Origin of the sequence: Streptomyces sp. NPDC006335, from assembly GCF_040612795.1 — a bacterium.
Lineage (GTDB): Bacteria > Actinomycetota > Actinomycetes > Streptomycetales > Streptomycetaceae > Streptomyces.
The window spans coordinates 107,690-129,263 of the sequence record NZ_JBEXQX010000001.1 but is presented as its reverse complement, the minus strand read 5'-3'; the positions used below and the strand labels follow the sequence as shown (position 1 = coordinate 129,263).

The window sequence follows — 21,574 nt, the reverse complement described above, 5'->3', positions numbered from 1 at the left end:
ACTTCATATCTCCGCTGGAATCAGAAGAAGAAGAGAGCCGATCAATGAAGATCAGTATCCGCAGAAGCAGGCGCGCTGCCATAGCCGTCGCCCTCGGGTCCGTCCTGGCGCTGACCGCCACCGCCTGCGGTGACGACGGCAGCGGCGCCGGCGGTGACAAGGGCGACGAGGGCAGCGGCAAGGGCAAGATCGTCTTCTGGGACAACAACGGCGGTGTCCGCACCGACATCTGGAAGGAGATCATCGCCGACTTCCAGAAGGCGAACCCCGACATCAAGGTCGAGTACGTCGGCATCGCCTCCACCGAGTACCAGTCCAAGGTCGACACCGCCATCCAGGGCGGCGGCCTGCCGGACGTCGGCGGTGTCGGCGCGGCCATGCTCGCCGGGTTCTCCGCCCAGAACGCGCTGGAGCCGCTGGACGGCCGGCTCGAGAAGTCCTCGCTGAGCGGCAAGCTCAACAAGGACATGGTCGCCTCGCTGAAGGCGGCCGGCGGCGGGGACGGGACCCTGTACTCGATCCCGACCTCCGCCAACAACGGTGTGCTGTACTACCGGACCGACCTGTTCAAGAAGGCCGGCCTGGACGAGCCGACGACCTGGGACAAGTTCTACGAGGCCGCCGACAAGCTCACCAACGCGAAGAAGAACGAGTTCGGCTACACCATCCGCGGTGGAGCCGGTTCCATCGCGCAGGCCCTGGACGCGATGTACGGGCAGAGCGGGATCACCTCGTTCTGGAACGGCGACAAGACCACGGTCAACGACCCGAAGAACGTGGCGGCCCTGGAGAAGTACGCGGCGCTGTACAAGAAGGACACCCCCGCGGCCGACCTCAACAACGACTTCACCAAGATGGTCGCGCAGTGGGACTCCGGCACCATCGGCATGCTGAACCACAACCTGGGGTCGTACCAGGACCACGTGAAGGCGCTCGGTGTCGAGAAGTTCCGCGGCATTCCGCAGCCGATCGGGGCCGCCGGCAAGCGGGTCCAGGTGTCCAACCCCGTCGACGGGCTCGGAGTGTTCAAGAGCTCGAAGAACAAGGACGCCGCGTGGAAGTTCATCGAGTTCGCGACCTCGGCCGCGGAGAACTCGAAGTTCAACAAGTCCGCCGGACAGGTGCCGTCCAACAACGACGCGGCCAAGGACGCGTGGGTCTCCGAGGCGGAGCCCACGAAGCTGGCGGCGGCCGCGCTGAGCGACGGTTCCACGACCATCGTGCAGCTTCCGTACTACCTGCCCGACTGGAACACCATCTCGAAGGCGGACAACGAGCCGAACTTCCAGAAGGTGCTGCTGGGGGACATGAGCGCCAAGGACTTCCTGGACACCATGGCCGACCAGCTGAACAAGGCCCAGGCCGAGTGGAAGGAACAGAACGGCTGAGAAGTCGGGTGGTTCCGGTTGTGGGGAGCTGCCGGCCGGTTGTGGCTGGTCGCGCAGTTCCCCGCGCCCCTGAAGTCAGAAAGGTGCACCTGAGATGGCTCTTACCCGTAGACAAGTCACCGTGGCGGCGCTCGCCGCCGTGCCCGTCGCCCTCGCGGCGACCGGTACCGCACAGGCCGCTCCTCGTAGAACCCGCACGCTCTACATCGCCGGTGACTCCACCGCCGCCCAGAAATACTCCGACGCCGCCCCCGAGACCGGCTGGGGAATGGCTCTTCCCTTCTTCCTGAGCAACGACCTGGCCGTCGCCAATCACGCGGTGAACGGGCGGAGTTCGAAGTCCTTCATCGACGAGGGACGGCTCGACGCGATCCTCCGGCTGATCAAGCCCGGTGACTTCCTCCTCATCCAGTTCGGGCACAACGACGAGAAGACCGCCGACCCGACCCGCTACACCGAGCCCTGGACGACGTACCAGGACTACCTGCGGCGGTACGTCGACGGCGCCCGTGCGAAGGGTGCCCGGCCGGTGCTCGCCACCTCCGTCGAGCGGCGGAAGTTCGACGCGAGCGGCAACGCCCTGCCGACCCACGGGGAGTACCCCGCGGCGATGCGGGCCCTCGCCAAGGAGGAGGGCGTCGCGCTGCTCGACATCCAGACGCTGTCCCTCGCCCTGTGGCAGAAGCTCGGCGTCGAGAAGACCAAGAAGTACTTCAACTGGACCGACACCGAGCAGGACAACACGCACTTCAATCCGCCCGGTGCCATCGAGGTGGCGCGGCTGGTCGCCCGTGAACTGCTGCGGCACCGCGTGCTGGCGTCCCGGGACGTGCGCCGGCTCGACGCCGAGATCCCGGTGTCCTGGATCACCTGGCCGTCGCCGGCCACCGTCTGACCACTCCTTCCTCGCAGGTGAAAGAGAGCCGCACCATGAACGCACAGACATGGCATGGGCATGTCATAACAAAGGCGGCAGCGGTGGCGGGCTGCGCCGCCCTCGTCCTCGCGGTCACCGGCACCACCGCCCAGGCCAAGGGCCACGACACGGCCCGCGAGGCCCTCGCCGCCGGTGACGGCTGGGCCTCCGAAGGCACCGGCACCACCGGAGGCGCGGCCGCCGACGCCGCCCACGTGTACACCGTCACCGACTGGGCCGGCTTCAAGGCCGCCCTCGCCGCGGGCGGTACCGCACCGAAGATCATCAAGGTGAAGGGCACGATCGACGCCGTCTCCGAGGGCTGCGACTCCCTCGCCGCACCCGGCTACGACTTCGACGCCTACCTGGCGAAGTACTCGCCCGAGGCCTGGGGCCTGGACACCGACCTGAGCGCCGAGCCCGCCGACAGCCCCGAGGGCCTGCGCCGCGCCTCCGCCGCCAACCAGGACCAGACCATCAAGGCGAACGTCCCCGCCAACACCACGATCATCGGCATCGGCAAGAACGCCGGGTTCAAGGGCGCCAGCCTCCAGATCAAGGCCGTGGACAACGTCATCGTCCGCAACCTCACCTTCGAGAGCCCGATCGACTGCTTCCCGCAGTGGGACCCCACCGACGGCGCCAAGGGCAACTGGAACTCCGAGTACGACACCGCCGTCGTCTACGGCTCCACCCATGTCTGGCTGGACCACAACACCTTCACCGACGGCAGCCACCCCGACAGCGCGGCGCCCACCTACTTCGGCATGCTCTACCAGCAGCACGACGGCGAGCTGGACATCGTCCGGGGCTCGAACTACGTCACCGCCTCCTGGAACGTCTTCACCGAGCACGACAAGACGATCCTCATCGGCAACAGCGACAGCGAGTCCACGGCGGTCGGGGACCGGGGCAAGCTCAAGGTCACCTTCCACCACAACCTGTTCTCGAACCTCGTCGAGCGCGCACCCCGCGTGCGCTTCGGACAGGTGGACTCCTACAACAACCACTTCGTCGCGAACAGTGACTACGCCTACAGCTTCGGCATCGGCAAGGAGTCCCAACTCGTCGCCGAGCACAACGCGTTCACGCTGCCGACGGGGGTCAGCGCGGCCAAGGTGCTCAAGCGGTGGAACGTCTCCCCGCTCACCGCCACCGACAACTACGTCAACGGCAAGCCCACCGACCTGATCGCCGTCCACAACGCCGAGATCCCCGCCGAGACCCTGGAGTCCGGCGCGGGCTGGACGCCGACCCTGCGCACCGACGTCGACCCCACCAAGAAGGTCCCGGGGATCGTCGGCCGCGGCGCGGGCGCGGGCCGGGTCTGCTGACACCGGCCCCTTCGACCGGCCGGGGCGGAATCCAGCGGCCGCCCCGGCCACCCACCTCACCCCCCACGCGAGGCACCCCACCACAGAGCCGCATGCCCAAGGAGCACCCGCATGTCCTCGCACCACGCTCAACTCCCCGTGTCCAGAAGGGGATTCCTGCTCGCGAGCACCGGAGCGGCAGCAGCGCTCGCGCTCACGTCGAGCCCCGCCCGGGCCGCCGGTGGACGGCGTCCGTTCGGCCGCTTCGGATCCCCCACCGCCCGGCTCACCCCCCAGACCCTCTACGTCGACCCACGGGGCCGCGGCGACCACACCACCGTCAAGGACGCCGTCACCGCCGCCACCGGCAACGGCTGGACCCTGGTCCTCGCCCCCGGCACCTACCGGGAGACCGTCGCCGTCGACGCCACCCGCACCGAGACCACCTGGATCGGCGCCTCCGAGGACCCCCGCGACGTGGTGATCGTCTACGACAACGCGGCCGGCACCCCCAAGCCCGGCGGCGGCACCTACGGCACCACCGGATCCGCCACCACCACGGTCCAGGCCGACGGCTTCACCGCCCGCTGGATCACCTTCGCCAACGACTGGCTGCGCGCCGACCACCCCGGCGTCAGCGGCACCCAGGCCGTCGCCATCAAGGTCCAGGGCGACCGCTCCGCCTTCCACCACTGCCGCTTCCTCGGCCACCAGGACACCCTGTACGCCGACTCGATCGCCCTGACCTCCTTCGCCCGCCAGTACTTCTCGCACTGCTACGCCGAGGGAGACGTCGACTTCGTCTTCGGGCGGGCCACGGCCGTCTACGAGCACTGCCACTTCCGGACCCTGAACCGGACCGACCTGGCGGCGGCACCGTACGGCTTCGTCTTCGCGCCCTCCACCGCGGGCGCCAACCCGCTCGGTTACCTGGTCACCAGGAGCCGCGTCAGCAGTGAGGCACCGGACGCCTACTACAAGGTGGCGCGGCCCTGGGTGCCCAGCTCCGACACGACCGCGAAGCCGAGTCTCACCGTCCGCGACACCTGGCTCGGTCCCGGCATCGACGCGGTCGCGCCCTACACGAACATGTCGGAGACCTTCCCCTGGCAGAACCAACGCTTCGCCGAGTACCGCAACACCGGCCCCGGCGCCCGGATCACCGTCCCGGAGAACCGGCCCCAACTCACCCGTGAACAGGCCGAGTCGGCGACCCGGGAGGCCTACCTCGGCGACTGGCGCCCCTGGAAGGAGACGTGCTGATGCGCAGACGCACCCTTCTGACGGCCGGTCTCGGACTCGCGGTGGCGGGATCGACCCCGGCCTTCGCCACCGGAGGTCACCGTGTCCTCCACGTCCGCCCCGGCGACTCCGTCCAGGCCGCCGTGGACGCGGTCACCGGCCCCGGCTGGACGATCGTCGTGCACCCCGGCACATACCGCGAGGTCGTCAACATTCCCGCCACCGCGGCGGAGTTGACCGTGCGGGGCGCCGTCCGCGACCCCCGCGCCGCCGTCATCGTGTACGACAACGCCAACGGCACCCGCAAGCCCGACGGCTCGGGCACCTACGGCACCGCCGGCTCCGCCACCTTCACCTCCGCGGCCCCCGGCCTCACCGTCCGCGACCTCACCCTGGCCAACGACTGGCTGCGCGCCGACCACCCCGACATCACCGGCACCCAGGCGGTCGCCGCCTACACCTACGGCGACCGCACGCACTTGGAGAACGTCCGGCTCCTGGCCCACCAGGACACCCTCTTCGTCGAGACGACCGCGCTCGCCTCCTTCGACCGGCAGTACTTCCGCCGCTGCTACATCGAGGGTGACGTGGACTTCGTCTTCGGGCGGGCCACCGCCGTCTTCGAGGAGTGCCACTTCCGCACCCTGCGGCGGGACGTCGACTTCACCCCCAAGGGCATGGTCTTCGCCCCCTCCACGGCCCGCGCCAACCCGTACGGCATCCTCGCCGTCCGCTCCCGCGTCACCTCCGCCGCCGAGGACGGGGCGTACAAGCTGGCACGGCCCTGGGTGCCCTCGTACGAGACGACCGCCCGGCCCTCCCTCGTCGTGCGGGACTCCTGGATCGGGCCGGGCATCGACCCGGTCGCGCCCTACACCAACATGCGCGAGGCCTACCCCTGGCAGACCATGCGCTTCCGGGAGTACGCCAACTCCGGCCCCGGCGCGGTGATCTCCGTCCCGGACAACCGGCCGCAGCTCACCCCCGCCGAGGCCGCCGTGCACACCCGGCGCACCTATCTCGGGGACTGGAGGCCCTATGGGCGCCGGTGACCCGGTGGGGCGGCGGGCGTTCGTGGTGGGCGCCGGGGCGGCCGCGCTGGCCGGGGGAGCGGTGGGCCCCGCGGAGGCCGGGGTCGTGGACGGCCCGCTGCCCGACTTCCACCCGGCGCTCAAGGCCGCGCTGAACTTCCCGCTGGCCTGGGGGACTTCACCGGTCCGTGACTTCCGTACCTGGCGCCGGCTGGCCCGTGCCAAGGTCGAGGAGCACCTGCTCGTCGACCGCGAGGACGGGACGCCGTACGCGCCCGAAAGCACCGACCGAAGTCAAGGCGACGGCTACACACGGGAGTTGGTCACCCTCTCCCTCACCCGCCACGAACGCGTCCGCGCCGCCCTGCTCACTCCCGACGGCCCCGGACCGTTCCCCGCCGTGCTGCTGCTCCACGACCACGGGGCGAAGTTCGACATCGGCAAGGAGAAACTGGTCCGGCCCTGGTACGACGACACCCGGCTCACCTCCGCGCAGACCTGGACGGACAAGTACTTCAGCGGCCGGTTCGTCGGCGACGAGCTGGCCCGGCGCGGCTATGTCGTCCTGTGCGCGGACGCCCTCGGCTGGGGCGACCGCGGTCCGGTCACCTACGAGCAGCAGCAGGCTCTGGCCAGCAACTTCTACCACCTGGGCTCCTCGCTCGCCGGACTCATGGCCCGCGAGGACGCCCGCGCCGCCGAGTTCCTCGCCGGCCTGGACCGGGTGGACGCCGGGAGGGTCGCGGCCGTCGGGTTCTCCATGGGCGCCTACCGCGCCTGGCAGACGGCCGCGCTGACCGACGCCGTCCGGGCCACGGCCGCGGTCTGCTGGATGACCGGCCTGAAGGAAATGATGGTGCCCGGCAACAACACCCTGCGCGGGCAGTCCAGTTACTACATGGTCCACCCGGGGCTTCCCCGGTTCCTCGACTTCCCCGACGTGGCGAGCATCGCCGCCCCCAGGCCGATGCTCTTCTTCAACGGCGGCCTCGACCCGCTGTTCCCCGCCGACGGCGTCCGCGTGGCGTACGACAAGCTGCGCGCCGTCTGGCACTCCCGCCACGCCGAGGAGCGGTTGCGTCTGAAGACCTGGCCCGACCTCGGCCATGTCTTCGTCGACCGCATGCAGGACGAGGTCTTCCACTGGCTCGACTCCGTCCTGTGAACCATCCCCCACCCGCACACGAAGGGACCCGCTCCCCATGTCTCGTCGTACCGCTCTCCTCGCCACGGCCGCCCTCGCCCTCGGTTCCGGTCTCGCCGTCCTCCCCACCCAGGCGCAGGCCGCGACCGTGGTCGTCAGCAACTCGACCGACCTGTCCAACGCCATCAAGAACGCCACCGCCGGCACCGTCATCCAGGTCCGCGGCGGCACCTACTACCCGACGGCCACCCTCCAGTCCACGGCCAACGGCAGCTCCTCCGCGCCGATCACGCTCACCGCGTACGGCTCGGAGACCGTGAAGATCGACGGCTCCTCCCTGCCCGCCGGCGCATGGATCTTCAAGCTGACCGCCGACTACTGGAACGTCTCCAACCTCACCTTCCAGAACTCCCCGGACAGCGCGGTCGTCTGCACCTCCTGTACCGGCACCAACTGGAACAACGTCAAGACCATCAACGGCGGCGACTCCGGGTTCACGCTCACCGGCGACGGGACCGTGAACAACACCGTCAAGAACATCGACTCCTACGGCAACTACGACGCAGCGAACCACGGCGAGAACGCCGACGGCATCGCCGTGAAGTTCGGCTCCGGCACCGGGAACCTGATCACCGGGGCCCGCCTCTACAACAACTCGGACGACGGGATCGACTTCTGGTCCTTCTCCTCGCCGGTCACCATCGAGCACACCTGGTCGATGGGCAACGGCGTCAACCGCTGGTCCGACTCCGCGTTCGCCGGCGACGGCAACGGCTACAAGCTCGGCGGCGACGGCGAGGTCGTCGCGCACATCATCAACAACTCCGCGGCCTGGGGCAACGCCGGCAACGGCTTCACCGAGAACTCCAACACCGGCGCGATCGTCATCAACCGCACCACCGCCTACGCCAACAGCAAGTGGGGCTACTACTTCGCCACCAGCTCCGCGAAGCTCGGCAAGAACCTCGCGGTGAGCAACGGGAGCGGCTCGGTCAACAAGGGCTCCAAGGTCAGCTCGTCCGGCAACAACTGGGACAGCGGGATCGGCACCCCCGCCTTCAAGTCGACGGACGCCTCGACGACGTACAACGCCCGTTCCTCCAGCGGCACCCTGCCCGCCACCACGTTCCTGACGACGGGCAGCACCACCATCGGCGCGACCATGAACTGACCCCTCCAGGGCGCTTGACCCGTTTTTTACCGGGCGGGTCTCGCGCCTGGCATGGTGACGCGCGTAGAACCTCTGTCATGCATAAGTCACTGCGTATCGCAGCCGTCGCCACCGCATGTGCGGTCGCCGGCGTCGCCCTGTACGGCGCCGGCGCGGCCACTGCCGGCCAGTCCACGGCGAACTCCACGCACGAGCCCTACAACATCGGGCTCCTGGTCAAGGACATCGACACCTACTACGGCACCACGGCCGACGCGAACGGTGTCTACCAGGCGTCGCCCACCAGCCCGTACGCCAAGGACCTCGCGAGCATCGACAAGGCCGCGAGGAAGTACATCGACCAGGCCGCCCGCAAGGCGCACCACAAGGGCGAGAAGCCCGCCGTCGTCTTCGACATCGACGACACGCTGCTGCTCAGCCTCGACTACGAGAAGCGCTACAACTACACGTACAACGCCACCACGTGGGCCGACTACGTGAACAGGGCTGATCGCCCGGGGGTCTTCGGCAGCGCCGAGCTGGTGCGGTACGCCGAGAAGAAGGGCGTCGAGGTCTTCTACAACTCCGGTCTGAGCGAGGCGCAGCGCACCGCCGCCGTCGAGAACCTGAAGAAGATCGGCGCCGATGTGAACCTCGACGCCGACCACATGTTCCTCAAGGACAAGGCGAACCCGCCGTCCTACCTGAACGCCTGCGCCACGCCCGGTACTTGGACCTGCACGACCGTGCAGTACAAGGGCGGCACCCGCAAGCACATCGAGCAGGACCTCGGGTACGAGATCATCGCCAACTTCGGCGACCAGTACTCCGACCTCGACGGCGGTTACGCCGACCGGACGTACAAGCTCCCGAACCCGACGTACTTCGTCAGCTAGTTCTTCACCGGCCGGATCCCCTGGAGAGTCGGCACGACGGGCTTGATCGTGCCGTCCGCCGCGAACTCCATCCGGTCGACGGTGGTTTCGCGGTGCATTCCGTCGCCGCCGGGCCTCCCCGGCCCGTTCAGGGCGAACCGGTGATAGACGATGTACCAGTCGTCGGTGCCGGGGACGTTCACCACGGAGTGGTGACCGGTGGCGAGGATGCCGTACTCGGGACGCTTGGACAGGATCGTCCCCTTCTTGGTCCACGGACCGAGCGGGGACGGTCCCGTCGCGTAGGCGACGTGGTAGTTCTCGCTGCGGGTGTCGTCCTCGGACCACATGAAGTAGTACGTGCCGTTCCGCTTGATCACGAACGACCCCTCGCGGAAGTTGTCCGGGGTGATGTCCTCGATCTTCGAGGCGTCGTACGACACCATGTCGTCGTTCAGCGGCACCACGTACCCGTGCCCGTTGCCCCAGTAGAGGTACGACGTCCCGTCGTCGTCCGTGAAGACGGCAGGGTCGATCATCTGGCCCTGAAGCGACCCGCCCTTGGCCACCAGCGGCTTGCCCAGCGCGTCCTTGAAGGGCCCGGCGGGGGAGTCCGCGACCGCCACGCCGATCTGCTGCTCGGCGCAGAAGTAGAAGTAGTACTTCCCGTCCCGCTCGGCGATCGCCGGAGCCCACGCGTACGTGTCGGCCCACGACACGTCCGCGCCGAGGTCGAGGATGACCCCGTGGTCCTTCCAGTGGACCAGGTCCTTCGACGAGTACGCCTTGAAGCGGGTGCCGCTCCAGCCGTTGAAGCCGTCGGTGGTCGGGTAGATCCAGTACTCGCCGTTCAGGTAGTGCACGTCGGGGTCGGCGCTGAGGCCGGGCAGGACGGGGCTGCCGGTGGGCACGGCCTCGACGGTCCATCTGCGGGTCGCTCCGTCGGCCGCCGTCACGGTGTACGCCTGCGGCTTGCGGAAGTCACGCCGGGTGCCGGAGGCGGGACTCACGCGGGCCCCCTCGCCGACCGCCAACTGCGGTGCCAGACGGGTGAGATCGGTGCCGGGACGCATCGGCAGCACGACCTTCGAGGCGGCCTCCGTGACGATCGCGTACCCCTTCTGGCCGGCGGCCGTCGCGTCCACGACCGAGGCCGGGGTCGCCGGGTACGCGCCGAGCAGCCGGTCGTACTCCTTCTGCGTCACCGGAAGTACCGTGCCGTGCCGGGGACTCGCGGGCAGCTGGTAGTTCGTGGACGGCGTCCACTTCCCCGAGCCGAGGTCGGTCGTCTCGAAGGGGACGTACCCGCGGCCGCCGTACTCGTCGATGAACAGGTACCACTTCTTCTCGGTGTTGGACTTGAACACCGTCGGGCCCTCGCCGCGGTCCATCGCCCCGCTGCCGATGCAGTCGGCGACCAGGTCGTACTTGGTCGAGGTCAGGCTCGTCGACTTCTCGCCGGTGATGAACTTGGCGCAGGGCGAGCTGGAGGTGGGGTCCCGCTCGTCCTTGGTGTAGCGGTAGTAGGTGTCCTTGTACTTCACCACCGTCGAGTCGATCACCGAGTAGCCCGGGTCGTCCCAGACCTTCGGCTCGCTGAAGGCGCGGAAGTCCTTCGTGGTCGCGTACAGCATCTTGTTGTACGTCGAACCCGTGTGGTCGGGGTCGTCGTCGGCGTACAGCTTCGAGGCCCAGAAGACGACGTACTCACCGAGGCTGTCGTCCCAGTAGGCTTCCGGCGCCCAGGTGTTGCCCGCGTTGTCCGGGGCGACCTTCACCAGGCGCTGGTCGGTCCAGTGGACCAGGTCGGTGGACTCCCAGATCATGATCGACTTGCTGCCGTGCCGCTGGACCTCATCCCAACTGCCGCTGCTGTTCCGGTACATGCGCAGGTCGGTGGCGATCAGGAAGAACTTGTCGCCCTTGGGGGAGCGGATCACGAACGGGTCGCGCAGCCCCTTCTCGCCGGTCGTCGACGTCAGGACGGGCTTGCCCTGGTTCAGCTCGCGCCAGTGCAGGGGGTCGTTGCCACGGCTGAGGGCGTAGCGGATCTGCTCGCCGTCGGCGGTGCCCTCGCCGGTGAAGTAGGCGAAGAGATAACCGGCGTACTGGGGGTGGCTCACGGGTGCTGCTCCTGAGTGGGCGGAACCGGGCGGTGCGGTGAGAAGGGCGAGCAGTAGCGAGAGACAGGCGAGGAGGAGGATACGGGGGCGCATGTCGCTCCTGGAGTGTGGGGGTGTGGGGGTTTCTGTTGGGGGCTGTGTGCGCCTTCGGCGTGTTGCGAGCGGGAAACAGCACGTCAATCGGTGAGCGCGTGAGGAGCAGCAGCGAAAGTTTCGGTTGCTGTCGTCGAGGCGCGGCAACCTCACCGGCCAGGGCGGCGACTTCAGGGCGTCCCGTCGCCGAGGAAAGGAACGCCCTGTGCGTCACAGCACCGGACGCCATCGCCGGACCCGCACGCTCTCCATCGCCGCGGCGGTCGCCGTGGCCGCGGGCGCGGGCGGTGTGTACCTCGGCCTGTCGGGCGGCGGGGCCGAGGCCGCGTCGACGACGGTCACCGTCGCCGGCACGGCCGGGTTGGAGGCGGCGGTGAGGAACGCGACCGCCGGTACCGTCATCGAGGTCCGCGGCGGTACGTACACCCCGAAGGCCACTCTCAAGTCGACGGCCGACGGCACGCGTTCGGCACGGATCACGCTGCGGGCGCACGGCGGTGAGAAGGTGCGGATCGACGGGTCCGAGCTGCCCGCCGGGTCCTGGCTGGCCGGGATCCACGGCGACTACTGGACCGTCCAGGACCTCACCTTCCAGAACGCACCGGCGCAGGGCCTCGTCGTCACCTCATCCGTCGGCGGTGTCTTCAAGAACCTCGTCACCGCGGACAACGGGGACTCCGGCTTCACCCTCCGAGGGGACGGGACCAGCGACAACCTCGTGCAGAACCTGGACAGCCACGGCAACTACGACCCCGCCGGGCACGGTCGGAACGCCGACGGGATCGCCGTGAAGTTCGGCTCCGGGACCGGCAACAGGATCACCGGGGCGCGCCTGTACGACAACTCGGACGACGGGATCGACCTGTGGCAGTTCTCCTCGCCGGTCACCGTCGAGCACAGCTGGGCCTTCGGCAACGGCCGCAACCGGTGGCGGGACTCCGCCTTCGAGGGCAACGGCAACGGGTTCAAGCTGGGCGGCGGGGGCGTCACCGTGGCACACGTCGTCAACGACAACGCGGCCTGGGACAACGCGGCGAACGGGTTCACCGAGAACTCCAACACCGGGGCGATCGCCCTGAACCGCAACACGGCGTACGCCAACGCCGAGGCCGGGTTCCACTTCACCGCGGGCAGGGCCCGGTTGGCGCGCAATCTCGCGGTGGCCAACAAGGGTGGCCTGTCGAAGCTGGGCCCGTCCACGGTGTCGGCGGCGAACAACTGGGACAGCGGCGTGCCGACCCCCGACTTCAGATCGACGGATGCCACCACGGCGTCCGGCGTCCGGGGTCCGGGCGGTTCGCTGCCCTCGACGACCTTCCTCACCACCGGTTCCACCACCGTCGGCACCACCATGAACTGAGCGGCGAAACGACGAAACGCCCCGCCTGTCGTCACAGGCGGGGCGTTCCTCGTGCCGGCCCGAGGGGGGCTCCAGCCGGCAGCTGCCGGCCGAGGGGGGCTCAGGCCGGCAGGTCTCTGCGCACTACTAGGGACGTCGCAGGTGACCGAATGGTTGTTCCCCTGCGCTGAACCAGTGGTGAAAAAGCGGGTGTTGGGCTGGGTGGGAGCCATGGGAACGGCCGAGACCCAGGTGGTGGCGGTGGTGCGGACTGTCACCCTGTAAGTGGCCGCCGAGGAGGAAAGGGTTGCCGCGCCGCGGAGGATTCTCGGTAAGACTTCGGCAAGAGCCCTACGAGTCCCCTTCGTCCGCGGACGCGTCGTCCTGGGCCGCGAAGTCGCCCCGTACGGCGAGGTCCCCGGACCGCGCGGTCGCCGTCGCCGTGTAGCCGTCGTCCTTCGCGTCCCGGCCGCCGCGCTCGTGGCTGTACTGCCCGGCGAACACCCACTGGCCTTTCGGGACCGTACGGCCCGCCTTGAGCACCCAGGTGTAGACGAGGAAGCCGTCCCGCTCGGCGACCGTCAGCGTGAAGTCGTCCTCGGGCAGCGAGCGCCAGGCACCGGCGTTGGTGACACCGCCGGTCTGCGCGATCCGCAACTCGACCGTGAGCGCGGTCAGTTGCTCGGAGGTCTTGAAGGTCAGATTGCTCTGCGCCCAGAACTCGTTGCTGTGCGGGTCCACCGAACCGTCCGACCACAGCGGGCCGTCCTCGACGCCGGACGCCGACACCTCCGTGGAGGCGCTCGGTGTGTGCGAGGGGGTACCGCTCGGCTTCTCGGCCCGATGTGTCGGGGTGCCGCTCGGCGTCGGGTCCGCCGACGGGGCGGGCGGACGGCTCGTCGCGTCGGGGGAGGGGGTGGGCGAGCCCGTGGCGGCGACCGACTTCTGCGCGGGCGGTTCGTCCTTGACCGCGGACGCCACCGCGTAACCGCCGAGGCCCAGCACACAGGCGACCGCGGCCGTGGCGCTCACCACCCGCACCCAGCCGTAGACCGGCGGCCGGGTCGCCCGGTGGTCGGGGCGGGCCTCTTCCGACATGCCGCGCTCGATCCGGGCGAGGATCCGCTCGCGGTTCGGTTCGTGTGCCCTGGCCGCGTCCTGCAGTTGGGCGCGCAGTTCGCCGTGCACGTCCCGCTGCATGGTCATCGGTCCCTTCCTCCGGCCTCACCGGTACGCGCCATCGCCGCGTGCATCCTCAACGGAGCCTTCTGTGGGCCGAGCAGCTTCTGCAACTCGGCCATCCCCTTGGAGGTCTGGCTCTTAACCGTACCGACCGACACCCCCAGGGCCAGCGCGGTGTCCTTCTCGGAGAGATCGAACGCGTGCCGCAGCACGACACACGCCCGCTTGCGGAACGGCAGCCTGCGCAGCGCCTCCTGGACGTCGACCGCGCCCGCCACGTCGGGGTTCTCGACCTTCTCCTCGCGCTGGGACCAGAAGAGGGCGACGCGGCGGCGCTCGCGGACCGCGCTGCGGATACGCGTGCGGGCCAGGTTGGCGACCACTCCGCGCGCGTACGCCGCCGGGTGGTCGGCCGCGCGCACCCGGTCCCAGCGGTGCCACAGCGCCAGCAACGCGTCCGCCGCCAGGTCGTCGGCGGCGTCCGGCTCCCCGGTCAACAGGTGGGCGAGGCGGGACAGTTCGGTGTAATGGCGTTCGAAGAAGGCGTGGAACTCCACGGAGGCGGCGTCGTCGACGACTGTGCCCACGGGCTCCCTCTCCTTTGTGTGTCATGTGAATGACATGCGATCGTCCGGGGGAGGCCGGACGGAGATCCGGAAGCGTAGCAGTGATCGAGTACGTGTTCTCGTACGGGTCTTCGAACGGTGTATGACAGGGCGACCCCCGAATCCGTAACACGGGGAAAACCTGAAGCGCGTTCAACACAGGAACAATCCAGCCAGCATCCGCACACCGATCATTCAGGCACCAGGGAGCAGCGAGCATGTCCGTCGACCGGTACTTCAGGATCTCCGAAAGGGGATCCACCTTCGCCCGTGAGATACGCGGCGGCTTCGCCACGTTCTTCACGATGGCCTACATCCTTGTCCTGAATCCGATCATCCTCGGCAGTGCGAAGGACAAGTTCGGACACCAGTTGGATGCGGTCCAGCTCACCACCGCGACGGCTCTGGTGGCAGCCGTGATGACGATCATCATGGGCGTGGGCGGCAACCTGCCCCTCGCGCTCGCCGCCGGGCTCGGGCTGAACGCGGTCGTCGCCTTCCAGATCGCCCCGTTGATGAGCTGGGACGACGCGATGGGCCTGGTCGTCCTGGAAGGTCTGCTCATCTGCGTGCTGGTGGTGACCGGTCTGCGGGAGGCCGTCATGCACGCCATTCCGCAACCCCTCAAGCAGGCGATCAGCGTCGGGATCGGGCTGTTCATCGCGTTCATCGGCTTCGTGGACGCGGGGTTCGTGAGCCGTATCCCCGACGCCGCGAACACCACCGTGCCGGTTCAGCTCGGCGGCACCGGCGCGCTCACCGGCTGGCCGATCCTCGTCTTCTGCCTCGGCGTGCTGCTGACGATCGGGCTGCTCGCGCGCAAGGTCAAGGGCGCGATCCTGATCAGCATCGTGACCATGACGGTCCTCGCGATGATCATCAACTCGCTGGCAGACATCAAGACCTGGGGGCTCACGACACCGCAGTGGCCCGACAAGATCGTCGACGCCCCCGACTTCGGACTGATCGGCCACTTCAGCCTGTTCGGCTCCTTCAGCGCGCCCGGCGTCGGGGTCGTCACGGTCGTCCTGCTGATCTTCACGCTGATCCTGTCCGACTTCTTCGACACGATGGGCACGGTCGTCGGGATCAGCGCGGAGGCCGGGCTCCTGGACGAGGAGGGCAAGGTGCCCAACCTCGGCCGGGTGCTGCTGATCGACGGGGCGGCGGCGGTGGCCGGTGGCGCGGCCTCGGCCTCCTCCGCCACGTCGTACATCGAGTCGGCGGCGGGAGTCGGTGAGGGCTCGCGCACCGGCTTCTCGAACCTGATCACCGGCGGGATGTTCGCCCTGGCCCTGTTCCTGACCCCGCTGCTGACCATCGTCCCGCTCCAGGCCGCCGCCCCCGCCCTGGTGGCCGTCGGCTTCCTGATGATGACGCAGGTCAAGCACATCGACTGGGACCGCTACGACATCGCGATCCCGGCGTTCCTCACCATCGCCGTGATGCCGTTCACCTACTCGATCACCAACGGGATCGGGGCCGGGTTCCTCGCCTACGTCGTGATCAAGGTGGTGCTGGGGAAGGCCAAGGAGATCCACTGGCTGCTGTGGGCCGCTTCGGCGCTGTTCCTCGTGTACTTCGCGATCGATCCGATCGAGCAGCTGCTCGGCGCCAAGTAACCCCCGGGAAGGCTCAGTTCTTCAGGGCCGCCTCCATCATGGCCTTGGCCACGGGGGCGGCCAGGCCGTTGCCGCTCACCTCCGAGCGGGCCGCGTTCGACTGCTCCACGACCACCGCCACGGCCACCTCCTTCCCGCCGGCCTTTCCGTAGGACGTGAACCAGGCGTACGGCGTCTTGCTGTTGTTCTCGCCGTGCTGGGCCGTGCCCGTCTTGCCGCCCACCGTGACCCCGTCGATCCGGGCGTTGGTGCCGGTGCCGTCCTGGATCACCGACTGCATCGCCGACTGGAGCTGCTCCGCCGTGTCCGAGCTGACGACCTGTGTCGTCGTCGCCTCGTCGTCGTAGTCCTTCAGGACGTCGCCGCCGTGGTTCGTGATCGTCGACACCATGTGCGGCGAGACCAGCTTGCCGCCGTTGGCTATGGCCGCGGAGACCATGGCCATCTGGAGCGGGGTGGCCGTGACGTCGAACTGGCCGATGCCGGTCAGGGCCGTGGACGACTTGTCCATGTCGGAGGGGTAGACGCTCTCGTAGGCCCGCACCGGCACGTCCTGCTCGTCGTCGTTGAAGCCGAACTTCTCGGCCATCGCCTTCACCTTGTCCTGGCCGAGGTCGACGGCCATCTTCGCGAAGACGGTGTTGCAGGAGTACTCCAGCGCGACCCTGATCGAGGCGTTCTCGCAGGGCGCCGAGGAGTTCTCGTTGCCCAGCGGGGTCACCGTGCCGGGCAGGGTGTACGGGTCCGGGCTGGACGTCTTCTGGTCCACCGAGGAGTACAGGCCGTCCTCCAGCGCGGCCGCCGCCACCACCAGCTTGAACGTCGAACCGGGCGGCAGCGGTTGCCGCAGCGCGCGGTTGGTCAGGGGCTTGTCGGAGTCCGCGTTCAGCTGCTTCCAGGCGCTGCCCGCGGTGTTGGCGTCCGTCAGTGAGGACGGGTCGTACGACGGCGTCGACACGACCGCCAGGATCTTGCCGGTCGTCGGGTCGATCGCGACGGCCGCGCCCTTCTTGTCGCCGAGCGCGTCGTACGCGGCCTTCTGCACGGACGGGTCGATCGTCGTGATCACATCACCGGGCTCGGCCCGCTGATTGGTGATCGTGTCCATGACGGTCTTGAGGCGGCTGTCCGTGCCGTTGAGGAGGTCGGCGTAGATGCCCTCCAGTTGGGTCGGGGCGTAGGCCTGCGAGGCGTACCCCGTCACCGCCGCGTACAGCTTGCCGTTCGTGTACGTCCGCTTGTACGCGAGGTCGCTGTCCGTCGTCCGCGCGGAACCCGTCACGGCCTTTCCGGCCACGATGATGTTCCCGAGCGGCGAGGAGTACGTCTCGATCGCGTTCCGCCGGTTGTCGTTGTCGTCCGCGAGTGCCTGGCCCTCGTAGAACTGCACCCACGTCGCTCGGATCAGCAGAGCGAACACCAGGAGCAGCGCGAAGACCGATGCGCGCCTGATCGTCTTGTTCATCCCACCCAAAAGACGATCAGCCGCGGACGAATCGTTCCCGAACATCCGTTTTTCTCATCGGACGTTCATCTGAGGACCTGCCGCACGACGGTGTCAGGCGGTCAGGCGGTCAGCGTGAGCACCAGCTCGTCGATCTCCGCGCCGCGCGCGTTGGCGTACCCGGACGCCTGGGCGCTCACCCGGAACCCGCACTTCTCCAGGACCCGCAGCGAGCCGGCGTTGTCGGCGGCCGCGCGGGCGTACAGGGGCCGCTCGGGCACCTGCGTGACAAGTTCCCGCAGCGCCGCCGTGGCGATGCCGCGCCCCCAGTAGGCGCGGTCGATCCAGTACGTCACCTCGCGTTCGCCCGGCTCGCCGTACACCGCCGCGCTGCCCACCACGTCACCGTCCGCCAGGACCGTGCGGTGCACCGCGTCGGAGGCGCGGATCCGTTTCCAGTGGGCGTCGAAGGCGTCCCGGTCGGCCGGGTCCTTCGGGGTGAAGGCCGCCATGCGCAGGGCCTCGGGGTCGTTCATCTGCCGGAAGAAGACCGGCAGATCGCTGTCATGGACTTCGCGGAGAACGATCTGCATGCCCCAGAGCCTAGGGCCTGGCCGGCGGGTCGGGCGGTGGGGCGGTTGCTCGGGTGCGGTTTGGTGGGGGCGGGGGTCTTCGTGCCCAGGCGGCAGGGCCGCATGTCGACACGGTCCCGCGCCCTTGGGGGTCTGCGGCAGCTCGTCGCGGTCCGACGGGGGCGGGTGCAGCGGTGGCGGGTACGGCGGCCTAGGGCCTGGCCGGCGGGTCGGGCGGTCGGGCGGTTGCTCGGGTGCGGCTTGGTGGGGGCGGGGGTCTTCGTGCCCAGGCGGTAGAGCCGCTTGTCGACATGGCCCCGCGCCCCTGGGGGCCTGCGGCAGCTCGTCGCGGTCCGGCGGGGGGTGGGTGCAGCGCGCGCGGGGGCCCGGGGCTCAGAGCCTGCGGGTGGCCAGTGTCAGTCGGTCCCGGGCGTCGAACAGCGCGTCCTTCACCATCTGTTCGTGCGCCGGGGTCAGCCGCGCCACCGGCACCGAGCAGCTGATCGCGTCCCGCGCGGGCGTGCGGTACGGGATCGCCACGCCGAAGCAGCGCAGCCCCAGCGTGTTCTCCTCGCGGTCCACGGAGAAGCCCTGCTCGCGGATCTGGTGCAGCTCCTCGATGAGTCTCTCGCGGTCGGTGATCGTGTGCTCGGTGAGCGCCGGCAGGGTCTCCGGCAGCATCTTGCGGACCTGCTCGTCGGAGTACGTGCTCAGCAGCGCCTTGCCGAGGGAGGTGGAGTGCGCCGGGAGACGGCGGCCGACCCGGGTGAAGGGGCGCAGGTAGTGCTGCGACTGCCGGGTGGCCAGGTAGACGACGTTCGTGCCGTCGAGGCGGGCCAGGTGGATGGTCTCGGTGGTGTCGTCGGAGAGCCGGTCCAGGGTCGGCCGGGCCGCCGCGACCACCTCGTCGCCGTCGATGTAGGAGGTGCCGACCAGCAGCGCCCGCACCCCGATGCCGTACCGCGTGCCCGTCGCGTCGGTCTCCACCCAGCCCAGCTCGACCAGCGTGCGCAGCAACATGTAGAGGCTGGACTTGGGGTACCCGACGGCCTCCTGCACGGCCGCCAGCGAGTGCATGCCGGGACGCCCGGCGAAATATTCGAGCAGTTCAACCGTCCGTACCGCGGACTTGACCTGTGACCCGCCGCCCGTCTCGCCTGCCGACATCGCCCTTGACCCCTTTGTTGGACGAGAACCAGAGTTATAGTCTCCAACAGCATATTCACCATCAGAGACAGCGTTCAGTATATCGAACGTTCCTGGTGGATGACCCAGATACACGTGGAGGGACCCGCGGTGGCAGCAGCACCAGTCTGGAGTGTCGACCCCCGAACCGGGAAGCAGCGCGAACAGGTTGCGGTGGAGGCCACAGCCCAGGAGGTGGACGCCGCCGTCCGCGCCGCGTACGACGCGCGCGCCTCCCTCGCCGACCGCACCGTCCGCGCGGCCTTCCTGCGCACCGCGGCCACCAAGCTCGAGGAGTCCAAGGAACACCTGGTCGAGGCCGCCGACGCCGAGACCGCCCTGGGCCCGGTCCGGCTCACCGGAGAACTCGCCCGCACCTGCTACCAGCTGCGGGCCTTCGCGGACATCGTCGACGAGGGCGAGTTCCTCGGCGTGGTCATCAACCACCCCGACGACACCGCGACCCCGCCGATCCCGGACCTGCGCCGCTACAAGGTGCCGCTCGGTGTCGTCGCCGTGTACTCGGCCTCCAACTTCCCCTTCGCCTTCTCGGTCGCCGGCGGCGACACCGCGAGCGCGCTGGCGGCCGGCAACCCGGTCGTCGTCAAGGCCCACCCCGACCACCCGGGCCTGTCCGAGCTGGTCGCGTCCGTGCTGCGCCGGGCCGCCGACGAGCACGGCATCCCCGCGGGCGTGCTCGGCCTCGTCCACGGCTTCGAGGCCGGCATCGAGCTGATCAAGCACCCGCTGGTCGCCGCCGCCGGCTTCACCGGTTCCGTGAAGGGCGGCCGTGCCCTGTTCGACGCGGCGGCCGCGCGCCCGGTGCCGATCCCGTTCCACGGCGAGCTGGGCTCCCTGAACCCCGTCGTGATCACGGAGGAGGCCGCGGCCGAGCGCGGTGAGGCCATCGGCGCCGGGCTCGCGGGCTCCATGACGCTCGGGGTCGGCCAGTTCTGCGTGAAGCCGGGCCTGGTCCTCGTGCCGTCCGGCGCGGCGGGCGACGGCCTCGTGAAGTCCCTGACCGACGCGGTCAGCGACACCGACGCAGGCGTCCTCCTCGACCACCGCATGCGGGACAACTTCGTCGCCGGCGTCGCCGAGCGCGCGGAGCTCCCCGAGGTCGAGTCGCCGGTCACTCCCGGCGCGGGCGGCGAGCACACGGTGAGCCCTGGCTTCCTCACGGTGGCGGCGGAGAAGCTGACCGAGGAGGGGGCGTACGACCTGCTGCTGGAGGAGTGCTTCGGCCCGGTGACCGTGGTGGTCCGCTACGACGACGACGAGCAGGCGCGCGCGGTGCTGTCCCGGCTGCCCGGCAACCTCACGGCCACGGTCCACCTGTCCGAGGGGGAGGCCGCCGGCCAGGGACGCGGCGGAGAGATCCTCGCGGAGCTGACGCCGCTCGCCGGCCGTGTCCTGGTCAACGGCTGGCCGACCGGTGTCGCGGTGGCCCCGGCCCAGCACCACGGCGGCCCGTACCCGGCGACGACGTCCACGTCGACGTCTGTGGGCGGCACGGCGATCGAGCGCTGGCTGCGCCCGGTGGCCTACCAGAACGCGCCGGAGGCACTGCTGCCGCCGGAGCTGCGGGACGACAACCCGCTCGGTCTGCCCCGCCGGTTCAACAACACGCTGGAACGCTAGGCACCCCGGGGTCACCCGCGGAGAGGGAACTGGAAAACTCTGAGGATGGACGTCGAACTTCCCCAACTCCCGTTCTCTCTCCGTACCTACGGCCCCGACGGACACTGGGCGTACGAGGACGGGATCCTCTCCGGGTGGGCCGGGCCCCGACAGGACCGGTTCGTGCCGCCCACCGGTGAGGCGCTGGACCCCGCCTCCGACGCCCCGCGTCTCCTCGGCTCTCCCGAGGGCGACTTCCAGCTCATAGCCCGCGTCACCGTGGGCTTCAACGGCTCGTTCGACGCGGGCGTGCTCTACGTCCATGTCGGCGAGCGCGCCTGGGCCAAGCTCTGCCTGGAGAACTCCCCGGACGTGCCCACCGTCTGCACGGTCGTCACCCGCGGTCACTCCGACGACTGCAACTCCTTCACCGTGGACGGCAGTTCGGTGTGGCTGCGGGTCAGCCGTACCGGCCGCGCCTTCGCCTTCCACGCCTCCCGCGACGGCAAGCGCTGGATATTCGTCCGCCTGTTCACCCTGGGCGACGAGAAGGAGACCGACGCGGCACTGGTCGGCTTCATGGCGCAGTCGCCGATGGGGGAGGGCTGTGTGGTGACGTACGACCACGTCGAGTACCGGCCCGAGTGGCCGGCCGACCTGCGCAACGGAAGTTGAGGTCAGGGCCCCGACGGGAATGGAACCCGCTGTTTGAACGTTCATTCAATCAGCG

At 69.3% G+C, this 21,574-nt stretch carries 18 protein-coding genes; 12 read left to right on the top strand and 6 right to left on the bottom strand.

Annotated features, from left to right (window positions below; all coding sequences use genetic code 11):
* The first annotated feature begins 44 nt into the window (after positions 1–44).
* From ABZ098_RS00620 to ABZ098_RS00585, 8 genes are all read left to right on the top strand, one after another.
* Complete coding sequence (locus ABZ098_RS00620; RefSeq protein ID WP_356585783.1) at positions 45–1,388, top strand: sugar ABC transporter substrate-binding protein; 1,344 nt, start codon at positions 45–47, stop codon at positions 1,386–1,388.
* A gap of 94 nt (positions 1,389–1,482) precedes the next feature.
* Positions 1,483–2,283, top strand: a complete 801-nt coding sequence (locus ABZ098_RS00615) for a rhamnogalacturonan acetylesterase (RefSeq protein WP_356585781.1) — start codon at positions 1,483–1,485, stop codon at positions 2,281–2,283.
* Between the two features lie 35 nt (positions 2,284–2,318).
* On the top strand, positions 2,319–3,638 hold the full coding sequence (locus ABZ098_RS00610; RefSeq protein ID WP_356585779.1) for a pectate lyase: 1,320 nt from the start codon (positions 2,319–2,321) through the stop codon (positions 3,636–3,638).
* A gap of 111 nt (positions 3,639–3,749) precedes the next feature.
* Complete coding sequence (locus ABZ098_RS00605) at positions 3,750–4,880, top strand: pectinesterase family protein (protein ID WP_356585777.1); 1,131 nt, start codon at positions 3,750–3,752, stop codon at positions 4,878–4,880.
* A complete protein-coding gene (locus ABZ098_RS00600) occupies positions 4,880–5,911 on the top strand; it encodes a pectinesterase family protein (protein WP_356585775.1) in 1,032 nt (343 codons plus the stop codon). Before ABZ098_RS00605 ends, ABZ098_RS00600 begins: the two co-directional genes overlap by 1 nt.
* A complete protein-coding gene (locus tag ABZ098_RS00595; RefSeq protein WP_356585773.1) occupies positions 5,898–7,055 on the top strand; it encodes an alpha/beta fold hydrolase in 1,158 nt (385 codons plus the stop codon). Before ABZ098_RS00600 ends, ABZ098_RS00595 begins: the two co-directional genes overlap by 14 nt.
* Before the next feature lie 37 nt (positions 7,056–7,092).
* The gene (locus ABZ098_RS00590) at positions 7,093–8,205 is read left to right on the top strand and encodes a chondroitinase-B domain-containing protein (protein WP_356585771.1); all 1,113 of its coding nucleotides are present in this window, start codon (positions 7,093–7,095) and stop codon (positions 8,203–8,205) included.
* A gap of 77 nt (positions 8,206–8,282) precedes the next feature.
* Positions 8,283–9,080, top strand: a complete 798-nt coding sequence (locus ABZ098_RS00585) for an HAD family acid phosphatase (protein ID WP_356585769.1) — start codon at positions 8,283–8,285, stop codon at positions 9,078–9,080.
* On the opposite strand, the gene ABZ098_RS00580 is transcribed toward ABZ098_RS00585, so the two are convergent.
* Entirely contained in the window at positions 9,077–11,275 is a 2,199-nt protein-coding gene (locus ABZ098_RS00580) for a family 43 glycosylhydrolase (RefSeq protein ID WP_356585767.1), read from the bottom strand. The two genes, ABZ098_RS00585 and ABZ098_RS00580, sit on opposite strands and share 4 nt — an antisense overlap.
* 205 nt (positions 11,276–11,480) lie before the next feature.
* On the opposite strand from ABZ098_RS00580, the gene ABZ098_RS00575 reads away from it, so the two are divergent.
* A complete protein-coding gene (locus tag ABZ098_RS00575) occupies positions 11,481–12,635 on the top strand; it encodes a right-handed parallel beta-helix repeat-containing protein (RefSeq protein ID WP_356585765.1) in 1,155 nt (384 codons plus the stop codon).
* A gap of 330 nt (positions 12,636–12,965) precedes the next feature.
* On the opposite strand, the gene ABZ098_RS00570 is transcribed toward ABZ098_RS00575, so the two are convergent.
* A complete protein-coding gene (locus ABZ098_RS00570) occupies positions 12,966–13,820 on the bottom strand; it encodes a hypothetical protein (RefSeq protein WP_356585763.1) in 855 nt (284 codons plus the stop codon).
* Positions 13,817–14,383 carry a SigE family RNA polymerase sigma factor gene (locus tag ABZ098_RS00565; RefSeq protein ID WP_356585761.1) on the bottom strand — a complete coding sequence of 189 codons (567 nt, stop codon included), beginning with the start codon at positions 14,381–14,383 and terminating at the stop codon, positions 13,817–13,819. The genes ABZ098_RS00570 and ABZ098_RS00565 overlap by 4 nt, the downstream gene beginning before the upstream one ends.
* Positions 14,384–14,619: 236 nt before the next feature.
* Between ABZ098_RS00565 and ABZ098_RS00560 the strand changes: the two genes are divergently transcribed.
* Positions 14,620–16,023, top strand: coding sequence for an NCS2 family permease (locus tag ABZ098_RS00560; RefSeq protein WP_356585759.1), 1,404 nt, complete (start codon positions 14,620–14,622; stop codon positions 16,021–16,023).
* A gap of 13 nt (positions 16,024–16,036) precedes the next feature.
* Here ABZ098_RS00560 and ABZ098_RS00555 read toward each other — a convergent pair whose 3' ends face one another.
* From ABZ098_RS00555 to ABZ098_RS00545, 3 genes are all read right to left on the bottom strand, one after another.
* A complete protein-coding gene (locus tag ABZ098_RS00555) occupies positions 16,037–17,488 on the bottom strand; it encodes a penicillin-binding transpeptidase domain-containing protein (protein WP_356585757.1) in 1,452 nt (483 codons plus the stop codon).
* A gap of 101 nt (positions 17,489–17,589) precedes the next feature.
* On the bottom strand, positions 17,590–18,060 hold the full coding sequence (locus ABZ098_RS00550; RefSeq protein ID WP_356585755.1) for a GNAT family N-acetyltransferase: 471 nt from the start codon (positions 18,058–18,060) through the stop codon (positions 17,590–17,592).
* 372 nt (positions 18,061–18,432) lie between these two features.
* Positions 18,433–19,206, bottom strand: a complete 774-nt coding sequence (locus tag ABZ098_RS00545; RefSeq protein ID WP_356585753.1) for an IclR family transcriptional regulator — start codon at positions 19,204–19,206, stop codon at positions 18,433–18,435.
* Positions 19,207–19,335: 129 nt separating this feature from the next.
* On the opposite strand from ABZ098_RS00545, the gene ABZ098_RS00540 reads away from it, so the two are divergent.
* Both ABZ098_RS00540 and ABZ098_RS00535 read left to right on the top strand, forming a co-directional pair.
* Complete coding sequence (locus ABZ098_RS00540) at positions 19,336–20,865, top strand: aldehyde dehydrogenase (NADP(+)) (protein ID WP_356585751.1); 1,530 nt, start codon at positions 19,336–19,338, stop codon at positions 20,863–20,865.
* A gap of 45 nt (positions 20,866–20,910) precedes the next feature.
* Complete coding sequence (locus ABZ098_RS00535) at positions 20,911–21,519, top strand: DUF1349 domain-containing protein (RefSeq protein ID WP_356585750.1); 609 nt, start codon at positions 20,911–20,913, stop codon at positions 21,517–21,519.
* Positions 21,520–21,574 lie beyond the last annotated feature (55 nt).

Excerpts from the sequence above, each read along its gene's own strand:
- ABZ098_RS00620 (WP_356585783.1), top strand. The coding sequence starts at position 45 with ATGAAGATCAGTATCCGCAGAAGCAGGCGCGCTGCCATAGCCGTCGCC.
- ABZ098_RS00615 (WP_356585781.1), top strand. The coding sequence starts at position 1,483 with ATGGCTCTTACCCGTAGACAAGTCACCGTGGCGGCGCTCGCCGCCGTG.
- ABZ098_RS00610 (WP_356585779.1), top strand. The coding sequence starts at position 2,319 with ATGAACGCACAGACATGGCATGGGCATGTCATAACAAAGGCGGCAGCG.
- ABZ098_RS00605 (WP_356585777.1), top strand. The coding sequence starts at position 3,750 with ATGTCCTCGCACCACGCTCAACTCCCCGTGTCCAGAAGGGGATTCCTG.
- ABZ098_RS00600 (WP_356585775.1), top strand. The coding sequence starts at position 4,880 with ATGCGCAGACGCACCCTTCTGACGGCCGGTCTCGGACTCGCGGTGGCG.
- ABZ098_RS00595 (WP_356585773.1), top strand. The coding sequence starts at position 5,898 with ATGGGCGCCGGTGACCCGGTGGGGCGGCGGGCGTTCGTGGTGGGCGCC.
- ABZ098_RS00590 (WP_356585771.1), top strand. The coding sequence starts at position 7,093 with ATGTCTCGTCGTACCGCTCTCCTCGCCACGGCCGCCCTCGCCCTCGGT.
- ABZ098_RS00585 (WP_356585769.1), top strand. The coding sequence starts at position 8,283 with ATGCATAAGTCACTGCGTATCGCAGCCGTCGCCACCGCATGTGCGGTC.
- ABZ098_RS00580 (WP_356585767.1), bottom strand. The coding sequence starts at position 11,275 with ATGCGCCCCCGTATCCTCCTCCTCGCCTGTCTCTCGCTACTGCTCGCC.
- ABZ098_RS00570 (WP_356585763.1), bottom strand. The coding sequence starts at position 13,820 with ATGACCATGCAGCGGGACGTGCACGGCGAACTGCGCGCCCAACTGCAG.
- ABZ098_RS00560 (WP_356585759.1), top strand. The coding sequence starts at position 14,620 with ATGTCCGTCGACCGGTACTTCAGGATCTCCGAAAGGGGATCCACCTTC.
- ABZ098_RS00555 (WP_356585757.1), bottom strand. The coding sequence starts at position 17,488 with ATGAACAAGACGATCAGGCGCGCATCGGTCTTCGCGCTGCTCCTGGTG.
- ABZ098_RS00550 (WP_356585755.1), bottom strand. The coding sequence starts at position 18,060 with ATGCAGATCGTTCTCCGCGAAGTCCATGACAGCGATCTGCCGGTCTTC.
- ABZ098_RS00545 (WP_356585753.1), bottom strand. The coding sequence starts at position 19,206 with ATGTCGGCAGGCGAGACGGGCGGCGGGTCACAGGTCAAGTCCGCGGTA.
- ABZ098_RS00535 (WP_356585750.1), top strand. The coding sequence starts at position 20,911 with ATGGACGTCGAACTTCCCCAACTCCCGTTCTCTCTCCGTACCTACGGC.